Origin of the sequence: Pedobacter soli, assembly GCF_900101435.1 — a bacterium.
GTDB classification, from domain to species: Bacteria; Bacteroidota; Bacteroidia; order Sphingobacteriales; family Sphingobacteriaceae; genus Pedobacter; species Pedobacter soli.
On the sequence record NZ_FMZH01000004.1, the window covers coordinates 124,471 to 145,365 of the forward strand.

Consider the following 20,895-nt stretch of genomic DNA (forward strand, 5'->3'; position numbering starts at 1 on the left):
GCTGTTGCCGGCATTTTTGGCTTTATTAAAGGAATAAAAACACCAAAACAAAAAACATAAACCAATGGCTATTTTAAATAACAGGGATATAATCATTGTAGGGCAACAGCCCTGGGATACCCCCATTGGTAGTAATTGTAAGGATTTGGCGCTGGAGTTTAGCAAAAACAACCGCGTATTGTATGTTAATGCACCACTGGATAGAAAAACGAGCCTGTTGCAGCGCGATACAGATGGGGTAAAGAAAAGGTTGCGTATCATTGCTGGTCAGGAAGAAGCTTTAACCGAAGTATCCTCAAATCTCTGGGTTTATTATCCTCAGGTTATAGTAGAATCGGTAAACTGGATCAGGTTCAGTACGCTGTTCAGGTGGTTAAACAAAATTAACAATGGCAGGTTTGCCAAATCCATTCAGGATGCCGTTAAGCAACTGGGCTTTACAAACTTTATCCTGTTTAACGATAACGATATTTTCAGGAGTTTTCATTTAAAAGAACTTTTAAAACCTGCGGTAAGCGTTTACTATTCGCGCGATAATGTTGTGGCGACGCCTTACTGGAAACGCCACGGTGGTTATATGGAGCCTGAATTAATTGCCAAAAGTGATTTATGCGTGGCCAATTCGGTTTATCTGGCAGGCTATTGCCGTAAGTATAATCCCAATTCTTTCTACGTGGGTCAGGGTTGCGATTTGCAGCTTTTTAGTAATGGCGAAGCTTTAACGGTCCCTGCAGATCTTTCAGTGATTAAAAAGCCGGTTTTAGGTTATGTGGGTGCTTTGTTGTCGATAAGGCTTGACGAAAAGATCCTGCTCCATCTGGCAAAAGAAAGACCTAACTGGAATATTGTGCTCGTAGGACCACAGGATGAAGATTTTAGCAGGAGTGAGCTTCATAAATTAAGCAATGTTTTTTTCCTCGGACCTAAAAAGCCCGAAGATTTGGCAGCCTACATTAAAGGTTTCGATGTTTGCCTCAATCCGCAGGTGATTAATCCCTTAACTATTGGTAATTATCCCCGTAAAATTGACGAGTACCTGGCTATGGGTAAACCCACGCTGGCTACCAAAACCGAAGCGATGGATATCTTTGCAGATCATGTTTATCTGGCCGATACCAAAGAAGACTATCTGCAACTAGCCGAAAAAGCCCTGGCAGAAGATAGTCCGGCATTGAGCCAGGATCGAATTAGTTTTGCGGCTACCCATACCTGGGAGGCCAATGCCCACGACATTTATAAAGCCATAAATGCGGTAGAAGGTGGTATGTTAACACATGAAGCAACATAGAATTTAAACAAGCAAAAAAACTGTAAATATCAGATATGCCATTAACCTCCATTATCACTGTTAATTTCCATCAAACGGCTGTAACCATAGCCTTGCTCGAGTCTATCGGCAAGTCTTATCATGCAGCAGATGTTGAAGTGATCCTTGTAGATAATGGTGCCGGTCAGGATCAGGCAGATGTGTTTAAACCTTATTTTGAAAATCTCCAATATATCCGCTCCCCAGAAAATCTCGGTTTTGCCGGCGGAAACAATCTGGGTATTAAACAAGCCAAAGGCGATTATATTCTGCTCTTAAATAACGATACCGAAATACCGGCCGGATGTTTAGAGACCATGCAGGCAGAATTGGATGACAATAAAAAAATAGGATTGCTTTCGCCCTTGTTACTGTATTTCGATCAAAAAGATTTGGTGCAGTACGCTGGTTTTACCCCTTTAAATTATATTACTGGCAGGAATGAAATTATTGGTGCATTTGAGCAAGACCGTAGTCAGTTTAACGAGAGTTATGCAACAGGCTTTTGCCATGGTGCGGCAGTAATGTGCCGTAGGGCAGATTTAAGCAAAGCCGGTTTGATGGATGAAAATTATTTCCTCTATTACGAAGAGCTCGATTGGTGCGAGAAATTTAAACGAATAGGCCAGGAGATCTGGTTTACCGGCAAAACCCGGGTTTACCATAAAGAATCAGTAAGTGTAGGGAAGGGGAGCCCCCTAAAGGTTTATTTCAATACCCGAAACAGGATGCTGTTTATCAGGAAAAACACAGGCTTTATAACTACCTTATTGTTTTCGCTATACTTTACCTTAATCGCCTGCCCAAAAGCGATATTTGGTTACCTTTTACAGAAACAGAATAATCTGGCAAAAGCGGTGCTTAAAGGGCTTTGGTGGAATTTTACGCATGCAAAGGACAGCAAGAATTTGGGCTGGGCTATTACGCATTAAAGCTCATCTTAATCTTTTCAGGCTTGCAGAAACCGCATATCTCCCCAACAGGATTGCCGAGCGGAGAAACCCAATGCCTTCGCTTTCCCTGAATATTTTCCAGGTATAGCCAATTGCTTTAAGTTTGTTTGATGAAACAGAGTTTTGTCTAACCCGATAAAAAGCCAGTGGCTGGTTAATGCCATAACCTTGTCCGCATCGTTTTAGCAATTGAAGCAGAAAGATCCAGTCTTCGTGACCGGCACGGCTAAACTTTAAATCGCCAATGGCACTTTTCAGCATCATCGAAGTCGAAAAAATAACCACATTATGCGCAAGCAGGGCGTTATAATTCACCGAAGCGGGCACAGGGATCTGCCCTGAAATTTGTTTCCCCTGCTCATTAATGCGTTTATAGGCACAAAATGTAAGCGGCAGCAGTTCTTTTTCCATCAAATTTACCTGCCTGCTAAGCTTGTCTTTCAGCCAGATATCGTCACTATCCAGAAATGCAATATATTTTCCCTTTGAGGCTGCCATACCTATATTTCTGGCATTAGCTACTCCGCCGTTTTCGTTGAGTGCAATCAAATGTATACATTCGTGTCTCTTAGTGAATACCTCCACAATCTGGCAGGTGTTATCGCTTGAGCGGTCATCTACAACGATCACTTCCCAGTTTTTATAGTCCTGGGCAATTACAGATTCCAGTGTTTCTCTTATAAAGGCAGCTGAATTATAACAGGGGGTAACAATTGATACAAGTGGCTCCAATCTTTTCGGGTTAAGTCTTTTTGTGTGACCAAAATAGCTAAAATTTTGCGATAAATGCATCTTTGCGCTCACAATATTCAAATAAAACCGTTACTTTAGGGCAGCTATTGATATGGATAGAAGACGTTTTGTAGTTAACCTGGTCTCCAATTTTTTTAGTGCACTTTCGGGTGTAGGTATTTCGTTCTTTCTTACACCTTACATTGTAGCACACCTGGGCAAAGAGGCTTATGGCTTCTTTCCTTTGTCTAATAACTTTGTAATGTATGCAGGTATTATTACAACTGCTTTGAACTCCATGTCGAGCAGATATATTACCATCAGCCTCGAAAAAAAGGACATCAAAGAGGTAAATGTTTATTTCAACTCCATCCTGTTTGGTAATTTGCTCATATCACTGGGCTTTATCGTGTTAAGTGCCTTATTCTGCCTGTTTATCAATAATATTCTTGATATCCCGGCGGCACTTTTTCATGATGTACGCCTGTTGTTTGTATTTATCCTCTTTAGCCTCATCATTAATGTTTCTTCTGCCGTTTTTTCGGTTGCGGCATTTGCGGTTAACCGGTTCGATAAGCTGGCTTACATCAATATCATATCCAACGTGCTAAAACTGGCTGCGGTTGCGTTCCTGTTTTATCTCTTTAAGCCGCAAATCTACTTTTTAGGGGTAGTAACCGTGTTGACGGCAATTTATATGTGTTTTGCCAATTACAGGCTTACCAAAAAACTGTTGCCCGAAGTGGTAATCGACCGATCGTTTTTTTCCTGGAGTGCACTTTCGCTCATAGCGGGTTTCGGTATGTGGAATTCGCTCATAGCCTTATCAAACGTAATTAATACCCAGCTGGATTTATTGATTGCCAACCACTTTTTTGGTGCTTCGGGTATGGGTTTTCTTTCGCTTACCAAGTTTATCCCCAATGCCATTTACATCCTGCTGGGGATTGTTGTACCCATATTTCTGCCCGAAATGCTAAAAGCCTATGCACAGGATGACATGGAAAAACTTAAAAGCACGCTAAACCTCTCGTTTAAGGCCATTTTTATAGTTGTGCTGTTACCTTTGGCCGTATTTTTTGTTTATGGCGGCGATTTTTTCAGGTTATGGCTGCCTACGCAAGATTCCAGTGCGCTCCATTTACTTTCGGTTATCACTTTGCTGCCCTTTATTGTTCACGGCACTGTAGAAACGGTACACCATGTTTTTATCATTACCAATAAGCTGAGAATTGCATCGATCTGGGGCATTTTCATCGCTGTGCTCAACTTTATATTGGTGATCTTACTTTGCCTGTACAGCAGCCTGGGGATATACGCCATACCAGCTGCTGCGGCTATAAGCGGAGTGTTTAGTCACCTTACTTTTACGCCAATTTATGCCGCGCACTGCCTCAATGAGAAAAGGAGTTATTTCTTTTTAAAGATTATCAGGGGCCTGGCAGGTTTTACCTTTTTAATTGCGGTTACCTATGGCTGGAGAAGAGCAGACTTAATTACGGTCAACTCTTGGTTTACCTTTATCCTCAATTGTATATGCATCGGTCTCGTTTTGCTCGTAATTACTTTGTTTATGCAGTTTGATCGGGTAACACTGACTGATGGTTACAGGAAGATCCTTAAAAAAGTAAAGTTATGATACCAAAAATAATCCACTATTGCTGGTTTGGTAAAGGGGTAAAGCCCGAACTTGTGACAAGTTGTTTGGCTTCTTGGCAAAAATACCTGCCTGATTATCGTATTGTGGAATGGAACGAAGAAAATTTTGATATCAGCAGTTACCGGTATAGTGCAGAAGCTTACCGCGAACGTAAATTTGCCTTTGTTGCTGATGTTTGCCGCCTATTTGCATTGAAAAGTATGGGGGGGATTTATCTCGATACAGATGTGGAGTTCTTAAAGCCATTGGATGAAGCCATGCTCAGTAATGTGGCTTTTACGGGCTTTGAAGATAATCTTTTGCTTTCATCGGCCATTATGGGGAGTGAGCCCGATAGCCGCTGGATTAATGATTTGCTAACTTATTATGATGACAGGAGTTTTTACCTGCCCAACGGAAAGCCAGATGTCTTGCCCAATACCGAAAGCATAACTGCTTTTATGAAAGCAGATAAGGGATTGCAATTAAATAATTCCTTTCAGCAAATTGAAGGTTATTGTACTGTTTATTCAAGCGAATTTTTTAGTCCTAAAAGCTGGAAAACCCTGAAAATAAAAGTTACAGCAAATACCTGTTGCATACACCATTTCGCGGCTTCATGGATTGCTGACTCAGATTACAGCCTGATAGGCAAACTGTCTAACCGTTTATTAGGTAAAAGAGTCTCCAATTTTTTAGCTAAAATATACAGGGACCTCCTGGGGCGTTAAGATTTCCGGCTTATTGATTGTTCCTGATAGTAATTTCTTCCGTCAATTCTGCTATCACCTGGTTCAGTACATCGTTTACTTCTTTAATCATTTCAGCCAGGTTAGCAGCAGAAACATGCCCCTCGTCCACGGCTTCGATTTCCCTTATGGTACGTTGAAGTGGCAAAATGGCCAGATGATCGATGGTAGATTTGAGTTTATGGGCCAGTTTTGATACCTGTTCCAGATCCCCTTCGTTGTGTGCATGGTTGAGTTGATTCAAAGAATCAGGCATCTGTCCGCAAAACATTTCGATCATTTTGGTTACAAAATCTTCCCGTCCTTTACTGATTACACGCAGGCCATCGAGGCTATAGAGCGGTAAATCGTTAACAGGAGCAACAACGGGGCCTGCCTTTTCCTGAATCCACTTGTCAATCACACTAACCAGTAACTCTTCGTTTATCGGTTTGGTAATATAATCGTCCATACCAGAGGCTAAACATTTTTCTCTTTCACCTTCAATGGCCGAGGCGGTTAGCGCAATGATTACGCCAGCGTATCCGCGCGCTCTGAGGGCCTTGGTGGTATCATATCCGTTAAGTACTGGCATTTGTATATCCATTAAAATAATGTCGTACACTTCCTCATCCAACATGTCAAGGGCTATTGCACCATTATCGGCAATCATTACCTGCGGACCATAGCCAAGCAAAACGGTACTGGCCACCAGGCGGTTCATTTCGTTGTCGTCTACAATTAGAATTCTGCGTCCGGCAAATAAATCTTCGTTATGCACAACCTTTGTTTCTGCCGGTATATCTGCAGTTTTCCCTTTCTCCAGTTTAATTACAAAAGAAATTTCGGAGCCCAGGCCTTTCTGGCTTTTAACATTGAAATAGCCTCCCATTTGGGCTACGAGTTTTTGCGAAATGCTCATGCCCAAACCCGTACCGCCGTATTTACGGGTTACCGATTCAAATTCCTGGCTGAAATTATCGAATAAGCGGCTTAAAAACTCGGGATCCATCCCAATTCCGGTATCTTTTACCAATACCTCTATTTCCTGGTGGGTATCAGTATCTTCAAGTACGGTAGCCGTTAACAACACCGATCCTTTTTCGGTAAATTTAATGGCATTGGTCATTAAATTAAGCACAACCTGCGTAATCCGGTAGGGGTCGCCAATCAGCACCGAAGATATTTCTATATCTTTAGGTGGAATGTAGTCGATTTCAAGTCCACGTTTAACAGCTTTGTGCGTAATTACCTGCATCACTTCGCTAAATACCATGGGCAGGCTGAAGCCAATATGCTCGAGGTTCAGCTTACCGGCATCGATTTTAGAAAGGTCTAAAATGTCATCAATAATAACCAAAAGACTTTTAGAAGCGGTTTGAACGGTTTGGAGATAATAATCCTGTTCGTCGGTAAGTGTTGTTTTAGAAAGTAGATTTGCCATACTGATAATGGCATTCATCGGCGTTCTGATTTCGTGACTCATATTGGCCAAAAACATGGCCTTAATACTGGCAGCACGTTCAGCATCTTTTTTAGCGTTAATCAGTTCCTGTTCAAAATTTTTGTGCTCACTTACATCAAAACAGATACTGGCCCAGCCTATGTTTTGGTTACTTTCGTTGTAATTTGCCGCGCGGCCTGCCAGCCATAACCTTTGATTGCCCTGTGCATCAGTAAATACAATCTCATGTAATTCGGCATCCTTATCTTCCGATTCCTGATTAACCACATCTTTTGAGAAAAAATCATTGTTAAACAGCAGATCGGGCATTTGATTGCGTATACTGGTCAAATCATAGCCAGACATATCGCAAAAGCGACTATTGGCATAACGTATGCGCCCTTCGGCATCCATTTCTATAAAGCCGAAGCCCATATTACCCAAAATCAGGTCGAAATGGTAAGTATTGGGTATGGACAGAATATCTGTAGTATAGTTTATGCCTGCAAAAAATAAAGAAGACTGATCTGCAGACTTTTCCCAGCTGCCACTTATTTGCTCATTTCCGTGCCTGATGTAGCTGGTTTTGCCCAAAGGTGGCTGCCCATCTCCATTTAATTCCTCCAGCTCAAAATAATCGTACAGGTTTTCGTTCAGGCAATCTTTACAAAGATCCTTCAATTTATCGCCAATATGTAATATCTTCATATCGCCATCCAGCAGGATAAAATAAGGGAAAAGCCTGTTCAGTTGAGCAGGTTCAAGGGATAAAGAAAAGCCGTTCATGAAGATAGATTTTATTACTGGCTAAATTTATAAAAAAATAACCCGCTATAACAGTACCCGGATAAATTTCGTATCTAAAAGCCCAATTTATCTATTAAAAAATTAGTTACAAACCGGTAATGCTACCTGTACATCCGCTAAATGTTTTTTGTACGGTTAAAAATATTGACTTTTGTCAAATATGACGCTCACCCACAGGGTTTTATGTATTCTTTAAGCGTTGATGAAAATAATAGGGAATAATCCGATTTTTTTTTATAATTGTACTACGACATTGATATCATCAAATTCAGACTGCTGGCATTTAAAAATCAGCTGTTCTTTTTTGAATTTAAAACTGGTCATAGTGATCATAGTGAAACCGTTTCCGTCTAGAATTGTTTTACTATTATCTTTTCCAGGCTGGTTTTATTAAAAATCAATTGACTACAATTCATCCCAATAATGACCCAGATCAATAATCCAAAAACTCGTTTACTCCTGGTTGAGGACGACGAATTTATGCAAGCCATACTGGAGGAAATCCTTGCAGCAAACTATCAGATCGATATCAGGCCTGACGGATTGAGTGCATTGTCTTTTCTGCAGAGTGGAAATATACCTGACCTTATCATATCTGATCTGAATACGCCGAATATGAATGGTCTTGAGCTAATTGAACAATTAAAAGTTAGCGATTTTTTTCATTCCCTGCCTATTATGATCCTCTCTGGCGAGGAAAGTTCCGATAAACGGATTAAATGCCTTGATGCGGGGGCAGATGATTTTGTAATTAAGCCCTTTAACCCCGCGGAGCTCGAAGCCAGGATAAAAATGGTATTAAGGCGCGCAGGTAAAAATCTTTCGTAATGGAAAATGCTGTGAAGCCTGATCAAATGAATAACCCGATCATTGCCCTGGTAGGTTTTGAAAAGGATTTTCAGCACATTGATTTTGATGCCTGTAATTTTGGCAATCTACACATTGTTCATTTTGAAAATGGATTAAGGCTTGTGCAGGAATGGACAGAACAACAGTTAAATGTTGCAGCTGTTATTTCCAATAGTGAAATCCTCTCGAACGGTGGACTTTCTTTGCTCGAAACATTGAAAAAGAGGCAAATGCCTTCAACACCCTTTTTTCTGGTTGTACGGTATTTCAATGCAAACTTGAGGATATTGGCTTTAACAGCAGGAGTTTCAGATGTTTTCAGGTTACCGGTTGAAAAAGAACGTCTTGAAAAACGGCTAAACTTCCTGGTACAACACTGGACTTCGTTAAACCGCGAAGTTAAGATAATCAGCAGGCCGGTGTACCGTATCGGATTTGCCAAGCGATTGTTCGATGTGTTTTTTGCTGGCTTAGCGTTGATTTTACTGTTTCCAGTATTTCTAATTGTGGCTATTTCGATATGGGTAGAATCGAAGGGACCTGTGTTTTATTATTCTTTACGGAGTGGTACGGGGTTTAAAGTTTTTCGGTTTTACAAATTCAGGTCGATGTATGTTAATGCCGATCAGAAGGTTAAAGACCTGAAACACTTAAATCAATATGATCTCGACCAGGAAAAAAAAGAAGTCCGGAAGCCAGAATTGCAGCTTTGCAACTCGTGTGTGGCGTTAGGCAAATGCCAATATCCTGTTTATGCCGATGGGGCTCAATGGTGTGAAAAGGATGATCTGTACATCAATTCGCAAAAGAGCGGATCGGCGTTTTTTAAAATAGCCAACGATCCGAGGGTAACCAGGGTGGGGCATTTTATCCGGAATACCAGTATAGATGAGTTGCCGCAACTTTGGAACGTGATAAAAGGTGATATGAGTATTGTAGGAAACAGGCCATTACCCATTTATGAAGCAGAGAAACTCACCACCGATAAATATGTATTGAGGTTTGCCGCACCAGCCGGAATAACGGGTTTGTGGCAGGTTGAAAAACGAGGCCGGGGTGAAATGAGCGAGGAAGAGCGGCTGGTACTCGATAATACTTATGCATTAAAACAAAGTTTCTGGAACGATATCAGGTTGATTTTAAAAACTATACCTGCGCTTTTCCAGAAAGAAAACGTATAGCAGCAAAGTATAATTGTGAGATAAACAAGCTGCTTATTCATTTGCATGATTAAAAACAGCTCATAAAAAGGAAACCCCTGTGGCGCAGCTGCTATTTTTTTCACATCTTTAAGCGGTAACCACCATCTGTAGGCCTGATATAAGGGCCGTTGAATAAAACATTATTGGAATGCAAGAAGATCTAACCATACGTTTAAGGAAATCCTATAGTGACGAGATCATAGGGAGGGACCGTGAAAGTGATTTTGACAGGATTGCTGAGATGGCAGCTTTGATTTGTGAATGCAAAATTGCATCCATTTCCTTTTCAGATGGTACCCGGTTATGGCATAAAGCAGTGAAGGGCCTGGTTGCAACAGAAATAGCTGCAATCTCTGACTTTTGCGAATATCCCCTCATTTCAGGTGAAGTTTATATCGTAGCAGACACCTTTTCCGATCAACGTTTTAAAGGTCATCCCGATTTGGGAGATGAAAAAACGATAAGGTGTTATTTCGCTTATCCCTTAAAAGATAAAAACGGGATTGTATTGGGAGCTTTATCGGTTATGGATACGGTTCCCAAAAATATCACAGCTGCTCAGCAAAAGTTGCTTGCTATGTTGGCAGAAGGGATTACCTCACTCATTCAGGGTAGGCTTAAAAGAGCTGAAAACAGGAATATTGGTCTGCTTTTCGAGCAATCAGACGATCTGATTTGTATTCTGGACCGGAATCTGAAATTTAAGCGGATGAACCCAAGTTTCGATAAAAAATTAGGGTGGACTGAGCAGGAACTTTTCCATAAAACAATTCTTGACATTGTTCCTGAAGATGGTTTAGAACAAGCCGGCAGCATTTGGAGCAATCTGAAAAACCGTGTACAAGGAGATGATCCTACGCATCAGCTAGCAACAAAAGATGGTGGGTTCAGGATGATTGAGTGGACGGCTACTGTTGAGGAAATTAACGGTGATGTATTCGCCATTGGCCGGGACGTAACTGCCGAAATGGAAAAGAACCAGGCTTTAAAGGTGAGCGAGCAGAAATTAAAAGCATTTTTTGAAAGCTCGCAGGGATTAATGTGTACGCATGATGTAGCAGGAAACCTGATTTCGTTAAATCCTGCCGGGGCCAGATCGCTCGGATACCGCAGGTCGGAGTTGATTACTAAAAGCCTTTTTGATATTATTCCAGCCGAAAGACATCCAAATTTACGCGATTATCTGAGAGATATAGTTGAAAAGGGGCATTCTACCGGTTATATGATTATTAAGCGTAAATCGGGCGAAGAGCGTTTATGGCTATATTCTAATATCCTCCAGAAAGACCTCCAGGGCGAACCTTACATCGTTGGCAATGCAGTAGATATCACAGATCAGAAAAAACTGGAAGCCGATTTGATCCATACCAAAAACCAGCTCGAAGAAACCAGCAGTTTGGCAAGAATAGGGGGTTGGGAGCTTAATCTTAAAGATCAACAACTCCATTGGTCAAAAATAACCCGCGAAATCCACAGTGTACCTGAAAGTTTTATCCCTACCATAGATAATGCCATTGATTTTTATCCGCCTGGCCCCAACAGAGATAAATTACAGCAAGTGATTGATGAATGTCTGCGCAGTGGCAAGGAATATGATGAAGAGCTCCAGATTACCGATTTCAAAGGTCGCGATATTTGGGTAAGGGCCATAGGTAAAGCTGAAATGGAAAACGGCGCTCCGGTGAGGATGTATGGTACCCTGCAGGATATTGATGTATATAAACGTGCGCAGCTTGAAGTTATAGAATCGAAGAAATTGCTCGATGAGGTACTCTCTGCAGCTACTGGTGTGAGTATTATTGCAACCGACCTTGAAGGAACAATTACAGTTTTTAATAAAGGCTCAGAACGAATGCTGGGTTATACGGCCGATGAAATGGTCGGAAAACAAAGCCCAATCATATTTCATGACGAGAAGGAGGTAGAAGAAATTTGCGCCGATTTCAGTTCTGCCAGCAATACTGAAGTTTCGGGCTTTGGCTTTTACGCGCAATGTGCAGATAGCCCTGAAGAGGAAAGGATTTTCACCTTTATCACCAAAGACGCAAAGCGGGTACGGGTATCACTATCTATTACCGCTATTCAGAACAGTAATGGCGAAACGGTTGGGTATCTCGGTATTTCGGTAGATATTACCCATAAAGAGGCGATTCAACAGGAGTTGGCGCTCGAAAAAGCACTTTTGCTGGCTTTTATCGAAAATGCCCCGGCATCAGTGGCCATGGTTGATAACAATATGCAGTTTTTGATTGCGAGCCGTACCTGGATAAAAGCCTATACACAGATTGAAGGTAGCATTAAAGGCTATTCTTATTATGAAGTGTTCCCCGAACTTTCACAAGAGCGTAAAGATGTGCATCAGGAAGTTTTAAAAGGGCGGACAATTAAAAAAGATGAAGATGTTTATGTTGAACCTATAAATCACGGTTTACAACATATTGCCTGGGAAATGACCCCATGGTACACCGCAGATCAAGCTATCGGTGGCATGATGATCTTTACGCACGATATATCTGCCGCTGTACAGCACCGTCAGGAGCTAACTGCCGCCAGGTTACGTGCCGATATTGCCAATTTTGCCAAATCAGAATTCCTGGCCAATATGAGCCACGAGATCAGAACGCCACTTAATGGGGTAATTGGTTTTACAGATCTGGTATTAAAAACACAGTTGAATGGTACCCAGCAGCAGTACCTGAAAATTGTTCATCAATCAGCAAACTCACTGTTGGGAATCATTAACGATATCCTTGATTTTTCAAAAATCGAGGCGGGTAAGTTTGAGCTCGATGTAGACCGCTGCGATCTTTATGAACTGGCCTGGCAGGCGAGCGATATAACCAATTATCAGATCCATACGAAGAACCTCGAGATGCTGTTAAACCTCCATCCCGATCTGCCGAGATTTATCTGGGCTGATGCCATCAGGCTGAAACAGGTATTGATTAATTTGCTGGGCAACGCAGCCAAATTTACAAAAGAGGGCGAAATTGAGCTTAAAATAGAATCGCTGCAAAGCGAAGAAGATCATCACCTGATCAGATTTTCTGTTCGGGATACGGGGATCGGGATTGCAAAGGCCAAACAGGCTAAAATTTTCGAAGCCTTTTCGCAGGAAGATTCGTCTACCACCAAGAAATACGGTGGAACAGGCCTTGGCTTAACCATCTCCAATAAATTGTTGCACATGATGGAAAGCCGGCTAAATCTGGAGAGTGAGCCGGGTGTAGGCAGTACCTTCTATTTTGATGTAAAGCTCCGTGCAGAGCAGGGAGGGCTGATTGAATGGATGGGGATGGAAAGCATCAGCAAGGTGCTGATTGTGGATGATAACGACAATAACCGGGCTATATTAACGGATATGCTTGCGCTGAAAAATATCGGCTCAGACCATGCTAAAAATGGCTTCGAGGCACTTCAGCTGCTGGCTGGTGAAGAAACCTACGATGCTGTTTTGCTGGATTACCACATGCAGTATATGGATGGCCTGGAAACCGCTGCCAAAATCAGGGAGAATTTTTCTGATGATGTTGGAGAGATTCCTTTAATCCTTTTACATAGCTCATCAGACGATGGAAAGATTATAAAAGCCTGCAACGATCTGCATATCGATAACCGTTTGCTCAAACCGATCAAAATGAACGATCTTTATCTGGCCTTAACCAGAATAAGGACCCGTGAAGCATTTGATCAAAACAGGCCTTACGCTGCTTTGGCAAATCAGAGACAAAACCAGAATTACCGGTTCTTGATCATTGAAGACAATGCCGTGAACAGGTTTCTTACGCGCTCGCTGCTGGAAGAATTATCGCCTGGAAGTATGGTAACTGAGGTAGAAAATGGCGTTTTAGGCGCTGAGCTTTGTCAGCAGCAAACCTTCGACCTTGTTTTTATGGATATCCAGATGCCTGAAATGAATGGATACGAATGCGCCCGTAAAATAAGATCGCAGGAAGTAGAAACAAGGGTGCCTATAATTGCCTTAACTGCGGCAAATGTAAAAGGCGAAAGAGAGAAAAGCCTTGCTGCCGGTATGGATGATTTTATTACCAAACCGGTTTTAGAAGAACATATTGCAACTATACTCGATAAATGGCTGGTACGGCCTGCCGATCCGCTTACTGACGAAAATGATGACGGAAATACACCGAAATCACATTTTAATATCAGCAAGCTGGATTTATATTTTAAGGGCGATACGGTAAAGCTCCGTAAAATTATCAGAATAACAATTGATCAGCTGCATGCTGCACTTAAAGAATTAGACTGCCAAATCGGTACCGAAGACTGCGAGATCGTAATTTCACTGGCGCACAGGCTTTACGGCATGTCGAGCTCTGCAGGTCTCGAAAATCTGGCCTGGATTAGCGGACAGCTGCAAAATATCTCCTGTTCTGATGCTGCTTTCCCGCAGGTGGTCGATGAACTAAAGCTGGCAATTAAAGCTGCGCTTCCAATTTTGGAGGTGTATATTCAATAACAAATTTTAACCGCTTAAAAAAAGAAAGCCTTTAAATCTGAGATTTAGGGGCTTTTGTGTTTCGGCTTAAATCATACTAAACCTAATTTGTTGTGCTGTTAATGCTTGAGCTGATTTTTCTTATGCCAATATCGCTCAATGATTTGATGAAATAATTAAACATTCAAACAAATAAAAAAGCGCTATTTGAAATCAACCAAATATCCCATCCATGTGTACAATTCATAGCCTTCAACAAGCTTTTAAACAGGTATATATCAAAGCTTTTTATCCTGTCTCCAGCAGGTTTGCAGAATAGTCACCGATCTTTATTATTTTAGACACACTAAACAAGTAGTAAACAAATCAAACACAAATGAAACTGAGAAAATTACCGATTTTATTATTAACGCCATTAATTTTTAGCGGGATGCCCAGGGCATTTACGCAAAATATTCCGATACAGGATTGGCTGGTTAAACCTGTGGCTGCCAAAGCCCAGGTGATTAAAAGTACCGATGGAAAAGATCTTGTTTTACAAAACGGACTGGTGAAACGCGTTTTCAGGCTTTCGCCCAATCTGGCCTGCATCGATTATACCAATTTAAGCACTGGTCAGCAATTGTTACGATCGGTGAGGGAAGAAGCCCGATTAACCATTAACGGCAAAACATACAACATAGGCGGACTAACCGGGCAAACAGAAAAGGCCTATTTACTACCCGAGTGGGTTGATGGATTTAAAGCCGGTGCAATCGATTTTAGATATGTTAGCTATGATGTTAAGCCCATTACACCGCGCATAAAATGGAACGATAACCGTTTTTGGTCACTGGCGGCCAAACCCGCGACTGGTAAAACAGTTTCCTTTTTGTACAAGCCACAGGCAGAAGAACTTAGCGGGCTGGAAGTTAACGTGATATATGAAATTTATGATGGTATTTCGCTCATTGTGAAGTCGTTAAAGGTTGAGAATAAAGGAGCCAAACTGTTTAAAATAGATCAGGTGGTGAATGAAGTTTTGGGCATGGTAGAAGAAGAAAGTTCGGTAGAAGGGAATTTCGAAATCATGAAGAAACCCAGCGGAATTTATTTTGAAACCAATTACGCCTTTAATAATTCGATGAATTATGCCAATAGTGATCAAACCACACATTGGAAAGCCGATTCTACCTATACCTCACAGGTACATTACCGTTATCAAACGCCTGTACTTTTAGAAATTTACCCAGAAAAAGCCAAAGGGATTGAATTGAAGGCAGGTGCTACGCTTAATTCCGTTCGTACACACGAATTGCTGATGAACAGGGATGACAGGGAAAGCTGTGGGCTGGCTGTTCGGAAAATGTACCGTACGGTAGCACCCTGGACCTCGGCCAATCCTATATTTATGCATTTGGTATCGAAGAATGAAAATCAGGTACGTACCGCCATTGATCAATGTGCAGCCACAGGTTACGAAGCACTTATTGTTAGCTTTGGCAGTAACTTAAACATGGAAGATACCACGCAGGCAAACCTGAATAAATGGAAAGCACTTGCTGATTATGCTCACAGTAAAAATATAAAAATTGGCGGCTATTCTTTATTTAGCTCCAGAAGTATAAGTCCGGATGACGATGTGGTTGATCCTAAAACGGGTAAACCAGGAGGTGCCTTTTTTGGCCATGCGCCTTGTTTTGGAAGCAAGTGGGGGCTTTGGTATCGCGATAACATTAAAAATTTCTATACCCAAACCGGTTTCGATATCTGGGAAAATGATGGTCCTTATCCGGGCGATGTTTGTGCTTCGACCACACACCCGGGGCATACAGGTTTAGATGATTCGCAATGGAAACAAATGGAAATCCAGAAAGAATTATATACCTGGCTTAATGAAAAAGGGGTTTACATTAATGCGCCCGACTGGTATTTTTTAGATGGTACCCATAAAATTGGTTTAGGCTACCGCGAGGTGAATTTTTCTTTGCCCAGAGATCACCAGAAAATACTTAACCGGCAGAATATCTTCGATGCAACCTGGATTAAAACACCATCGATGGGCTGGGGTTTTGTGCCACTTACACAATATCAGGGCGGAGGAAGCGCAGCAACATTAGAACCGCTTGCCGAGCACTTAAAAGATTATGAGCAGTTAATGGTGCAGTATTATGGTGCTGGTGTGCAGGCTTGCTATCGTGGCCCGCGTTTATACGATACCGAAGAAACCAAACAAACCGTTGTAAACGTAATTAACTGGTACAAAAAGTACCGCAATATCCTCAATTCGGATGTAATCCACTTACGCCGTGCCGATGGACGCGATTGGGATGGCATATTACATGTTAATCCCGATCAGAAAGAAAAAGGTTTAATGATGTTGTACAACCCCACCAAAGAAAAAATAACAAGAACCATTAAAGTGCCTTTGTATTATACCGGCTTAACCGACATGGCAAAGGTTAAAGAAAAAGAAGGCAGCTTTAAAAACTATAAATTAAACAGAGATTATACCATCGACCTCACGTTTACGATCGCACCGGAGAGCTATACCTGGTTTGTAATAGAAGGATCAACCAGTACTAAAACATCTGCTTTATAACATCTATTTATGAAATTAAAAACAAGTTTAAACAAGCAAATCAGCGCCGTAAAGATAACCGGAGCGCTGCTTTGTGCACTATTCATGGGCAATAGCGTATATGCCCAGGAAGAACAAAAACTAACAGCTGCCGATTCTACAGCATTTAAAACTGTTATTTCAGCTCTGTCTATTCCTGGTCAGCTGGCGCCTGGCACCCGTCAGCTGGTGCTGCCTAAACCGGCTTCTGGCTATACACTTTCACTCTATGGATCGAGCAGAAAAACGGTAATAGATGTAAAAGGAAAAGTTTATGAGCCCTTAACCGATTGCGAAGTTGAGTTGGTATTGAGGCTAAGGAACACCGAAAATAACCGTGCTTACGAATTTCAGCAAACTGTTAAAGTGCCCGGGAAATACCGCCCCCAGACCGGCGAAAATGCACAGCCCTTTGTTATTCCTACTTTGCGGGAGTGGAAAGGTGGAAGTGGTCATTTCAAATTGCTGGCAAACAGCAGAATCATTGTTGATCCGAAAGCTAAAAAACTTTTAACGCCGGCAGCAGAAATTTTACTGAAAGATTTGAAACAATTAACCGGCTACAAAACTTTAAATATAGGTGCAGGAAAAGCTAAAGCAGGTGATATTGTGCTCCATATTAATGCGGCGGAGCAAAATCTTGGAGAAGAAGGTTATACGCTTAATATCGATCAAACGATTCAAATTAACGCCCCATATTACAAAGGTGCTTTTTGGGCTACCCGAACCATTTTGCAATTGCTGGAGCAAGATCCCGCACATAACCAGATTGTTAAAGGTGTTACGCACGATTACCCTAAATACGAAGTAAGGGGTTTTGTGCTCGATGTAGGCCGTAAGTTTTTTACGCTCGATTTCCTGAAACACTATGTGAAAATGATGGCTTATTATAAAATGGGCGATTTTCATATTCACTTGAATGATAATGGATTTAAGCAGTTTTTTGGCGATGACTGGAGCAAAACCTATTCAGCATTCAGGCTCGAAAGTACTACTTACCCCGCACTAACTTCTAAAGATGGCTATTATACCAAAGCTGATTTTAAGGAATTGCAAAAAACCGCACAACTGTATGGTATACGCATTATCCCGGAAATTGATGTGCCTGCGCATGCACTGGCTTTTACCAAAGTGTTCCCTGAAATTGGAAGTAAGGCTTATGGAATGGATCATTTAGATATCAGTAATCCGAAAACTTACGATGTGATCGATAATGTTTTTAAAGAATATATTGGCGGAAAAGATCCTGTATTTGTGGGCGCTGAAGTACACATCGGTACCGACGAATATGCCAAAAAGGAAGCTGAAAGTTTCAGGGCATTTACCGATCATTATATCAGGTATGTAAAAGGCTTTGGTAAAAGGGTACGACTTTGGGGCGCATTAACCCATGCTCAGGGCACAACGCCGGTAACTGCCGATGATGTAACTATGAATGCCTGGTACAATGGTTATGCAGAACCTAAAGAAATGGTGCGTTTGGGTTACGATCAGATCAGTACGCCTGATGGATGGCTCTATATTGTGCCCGCTGCCGGTTATTACTATGATTTTCTGAATGTTAAACGGCTTTATAATAGCTGGGAACCCAATCAGATTGGCAACGTAGTCTTTCCGATGGGACATCCTAAAATCAGAGGCGGTATGTTTGCTGTATGGAATGACCATGTAGGAAACGGAATTACCATGAAAGATGTGCACCAAAGAACCTTTCCGGCAATGCAGGTGCTGGCAGAGAAAATGTGGACTGGTAAAACCAATCAATCTAACTGGGATAATTTTACACAAAATGCTACACATGTAGGCGAAGGACCGGGATTGAACATGCGGGCTATAGTTCCTGCCGTTGGGGCCGATTCGCTGGTTTACCAAGATCGACTGGTTAGAAAACAAGCCAGATCTATTGCTTTGCCTTTATATGAAATTGGCTATCCGTATAGCGTTGCCTTTACCTTGCAGGCACCAACTGCAAGTGTTGATAGTGTTACCCTGTTTAAATCAGATAATGCAAATGTGTATTTGCTTAAACAAGATGGTTTAAAACTGGGTTTTAGCCGCGAGAATTATACCGATGTTTTCGATTTTAACTTTGAAGCTGGCAAAGCTTATAAAATTGTAATCACCGGTAATGAAAAAGGTACCTGGATTTATGTAGACGGAAAGCTGGTTCAAAAAATGGAAGGTAAAAAAATCAGTTTTACCAATACCAAAGATAAAATGAACCGGATGCAAACGCTGGTATTTCCTTTAAAGCAGGTAGGCGATACCAATAAAGGCGGCTACGGATTGGTATCTGATCTCAAGGTTTACAATAAACGATTAAATGAATCGGCAATAGCGGGTTTATAAGTTAATTCGCTAAACCAAATAAAAAGCCTTTAAATCTTGCGGTTTAAAGGCTTTTGTGTTTTTCGTATTTGAAAGTTATACTTTATAATATTGTTCCCATCCCTGGCGTGGTGGAGGACCAATTAATAAATCGTTTGCATTTTTACTGCTGGTAATAATTTTCTTTTTTCGATCGAAAACAATTTTCTCGCCTGTCCATTGGGCCAATACACCCAGGCAAAACACCTGACTTAAAGGACCTGCAATTTCGAAAGGTGAACGCGTTTTCTCTTCACCTTTACAAGCTTTTAAGAAATTGGCAAAGTGATTTGACGGACTTGGTGGCACAAACGGTAAACGCGAAGCCATTTCTTTAGCCTTTTCTTCGGGGATGATAGACAGGGTACTGCCATGTGAACCACCTTTAAAAGTTAAATCTTTGCTGTAGATAATTTTTCCCGGGTTTAGCTTGGCAGAGGTAGCTGCACCATTGCTTGGTGGCGGGATGTTTGGGTCTAATCCTTGTACGCCATAACCTGCAGGTATTGGAGGAAGGTTATCGATACCATCATACCATTTAATTTCGACAGGTGGCATGCTGCCGCGCTTAGGGAACTTGAACGATAGGGTTGAAGACATCGGATAAAAGAAATTATTGTGTCCGTCGAGTTTCACAGGATCTACTTCGTAAGGCAGCCCTAAATCAAGGAACTGGTGCGAAGTATCGAGAATATGTGCTCCCCAGTCGCCCAATGCGCCCATACCAAAATCGAACCAGCACCGCCACTGGCCATTTACAAAATCTTTGTTATAATCATGGCCTTGCGTTTGCATTTGCCATATATTCCAGTCGAGTGTCGATGGAGGTGTTTCTGCTGGTGGGAACGACGTGATTTTTGGGTTCCAGCCATGCCAGCGCCGTGGCGAATTCATGTGTGCGGTAATGGCGGTAACATCTTTAATAATGCCAGCATCAACCCATGCTTTATATTGGAAATAATTGGCTTCCGAATGTCCCTGATTACCCATTTGGGTAACCACTTTACGGTTTTTCTTCGCAGCCTTCATCATCAGTTCAACCTCGTTAAAAGTGCGAGCCATTGGTTTTTCAACGTATACGTGTTTACCCAGGCCTATGGCCATCATGGTAATCGGGAAATGTGAAAAGTCTGGTGTACCTATAGAAACAGCGTCGATCTGGTTGCCCATTTTATCAAACATCTGTCTGAAATCTTTAAAACGAGGCACATTTGGAAACATTTTAAGAATAGGCAAGGTGTGCGGTGCTTCCATATCTACATCGCATAATGCAACAATATTGGCCAATCCGGTATTATAAAGCTCGCGGATAATATCGCCACCACGGTTACCAATGCCAATACAGGCCAGGTTAACCTTTTCTCCTGCCGCAAAACGGGGGATAGGTTGCCCTTTTGCAAATAAGAAGCCCGGCGCTGCCACAGCGGCTGAGGCCAGTAAGGCTTGGGTTAAAAACTTTCTTCTGGAATAATTACTATCGCTCATGTTATATGTTGGTTATAGCGTTGAAGATAGCAAAAACACAATTAAAGTTAATACAGGCAAACCGGGCGGGACTTATTAAAATCGTTTATAACGAAGCGATATTTTAATTTCAATCGATGTAAATTATATTTTTTCGCAATCTGGATGGAGTGTAACAATTTTGGTAAATTATCAGTTATCATTTATCAGTTTGCAATTTTCAGTTTGCAGTTGGATTGGACTATTAACCAATAAACAATAATCAGTTTGCGGTTATCAGTTTACAGTTTAGGCTATCGACCATGGACTATTAACTAATAAACCAATAATCAGTTTTCAGTTGGAT

At 41.6% G+C, this 20,895-nt stretch carries 12 protein-coding genes; 9 read left to right on the top strand and 3 right to left on the bottom strand.

From position 1 onward, the window contains the following. The first annotated feature begins 64 nt into the window (after positions 1-64). Both BLR37_RS10185 and BLR37_RS10190 read left to right on the top strand, forming a co-directional pair. The gene (locus BLR37_RS10185) at positions 65-1,288 is read left to right on the top strand and encodes a glycosyltransferase (protein WP_090768080.1); all 1,224 of its coding nucleotides are present in this window, start codon (positions 65-67) and stop codon (positions 1,286-1,288) included. A gap of 35 nt (positions 1,289-1,323) precedes the next feature. Continuing rightward, positions 1,324-2,238 (top strand): glycosyltransferase family 2 protein, encoded by a 915-nt coding sequence (locus BLR37_RS10190; protein ID WP_090768083.1) that lies wholly within the window; start codon positions 1,324-1,326, stop codon positions 2,236-2,238. 3 nt (positions 2,239-2,241) lie between these two features. Here the strand turns inward: BLR37_RS10190 and BLR37_RS10195 are convergent, their stop codons facing one another. After that, positions 2,242-2,991 (bottom strand): glycosyltransferase family 2 protein, encoded by a 750-nt coding sequence (locus BLR37_RS10195; RefSeq protein WP_167356586.1) that lies wholly within the window; start codon positions 2,989-2,991, stop codon positions 2,242-2,244. A gap of 112 nt (positions 2,992-3,103) precedes the next feature. On the opposite strand from BLR37_RS10195, the gene BLR37_RS10200 reads away from it, so the two are divergent. Both BLR37_RS10200 and BLR37_RS10205 read left to right on the top strand, forming a co-directional pair. After that, positions 3,104-4,630, top strand: coding sequence for a lipopolysaccharide biosynthesis protein (locus tag BLR37_RS10200; protein ID WP_090768089.1), 1,527 nt, complete (start codon positions 3,104-3,106; stop codon positions 4,628-4,630). Further along, positions 4,627-5,361 (top strand): glycosyltransferase family 32 protein, encoded by a 735-nt coding sequence (locus BLR37_RS10205; RefSeq protein ID WP_090768092.1) that lies wholly within the window; start codon positions 4,627-4,629, stop codon positions 5,359-5,361. Before BLR37_RS10200 ends, BLR37_RS10205 begins: the two co-directional genes overlap by 4 nt. Positions 5,362-5,371: 10 nt before the next feature. Here the strand turns inward: BLR37_RS10205 and BLR37_RS10210 are convergent, their stop codons facing one another. Continuing rightward, positions 5,372-7,588: an ATP-binding protein gene (locus tag BLR37_RS10210; RefSeq protein WP_090768095.1), complete on the bottom strand. Its 2,217-nt coding sequence runs from the start codon at positions 7,586-7,588 to the stop codon at positions 5,372-5,374. Between the two features lie 444 nt (positions 7,589-8,032). Here BLR37_RS10210 and BLR37_RS10215 point away from each other — a divergent pair, with 444 nt between their 5' ends. The 5 genes from BLR37_RS10215 to BLR37_RS10235 all read left to right on the top strand — a co-directional run bounded on the left by BLR37_RS10215 (position 8,033) and on the right by BLR37_RS10235 (position 19,067). Next, on the top strand, positions 8,033-8,437 hold the full coding sequence (locus BLR37_RS10215; RefSeq protein WP_039471118.1) for a response regulator transcription factor: 405 nt from the start codon (positions 8,033-8,035) through the stop codon (positions 8,435-8,437). Further along, on the top strand, positions 8,437-9,639 hold the full coding sequence (locus BLR37_RS10220; RefSeq protein ID WP_208599629.1) for a sugar transferase: 1,203 nt from the start codon (positions 8,437-8,439) through the stop codon (positions 9,637-9,639). The genes BLR37_RS10215 and BLR37_RS10220 overlap by 1 nt, the downstream gene beginning before the upstream one ends. Before the next feature lie 169 nt (positions 9,640-9,808). Then, the gene (locus tag BLR37_RS10225; RefSeq protein ID WP_090768097.1) at positions 9,809-14,140 is read left to right on the top strand and encodes a PAS domain S-box protein; all 4,332 of its coding nucleotides are present in this window, start codon (positions 9,809-9,811) and stop codon (positions 14,138-14,140) included. Positions 14,141-14,495: 355 nt separating this feature from the next. After that, positions 14,496-16,700 (top strand): alpha-galactosidase, encoded by a 2,205-nt coding sequence (locus BLR37_RS10230; protein ID WP_090768100.1) that lies wholly within the window; start codon positions 14,496-14,498, stop codon positions 16,698-16,700. A gap of 9 nt (positions 16,701-16,709) precedes the next feature. Beyond that, positions 16,710-19,067, top strand: a complete 2,358-nt coding sequence (locus BLR37_RS10235) for a family 20 glycosylhydrolase (RefSeq protein ID WP_208599630.1) — start codon at positions 16,710-16,712, stop codon at positions 19,065-19,067. Between the two features lie 75 nt (positions 19,068-19,142). Here the strand turns inward: BLR37_RS10235 and BLR37_RS10240 are convergent, their stop codons facing one another. After that, on the bottom strand, positions 19,143-20,570 hold the full coding sequence (locus tag BLR37_RS10240) for a Gfo/Idh/MocA family protein (RefSeq protein WP_090768104.1): 1,428 nt from the start codon (positions 20,568-20,570) through the stop codon (positions 19,143-19,145). Positions 20,571-20,895 lie beyond the last annotated feature (325 nt).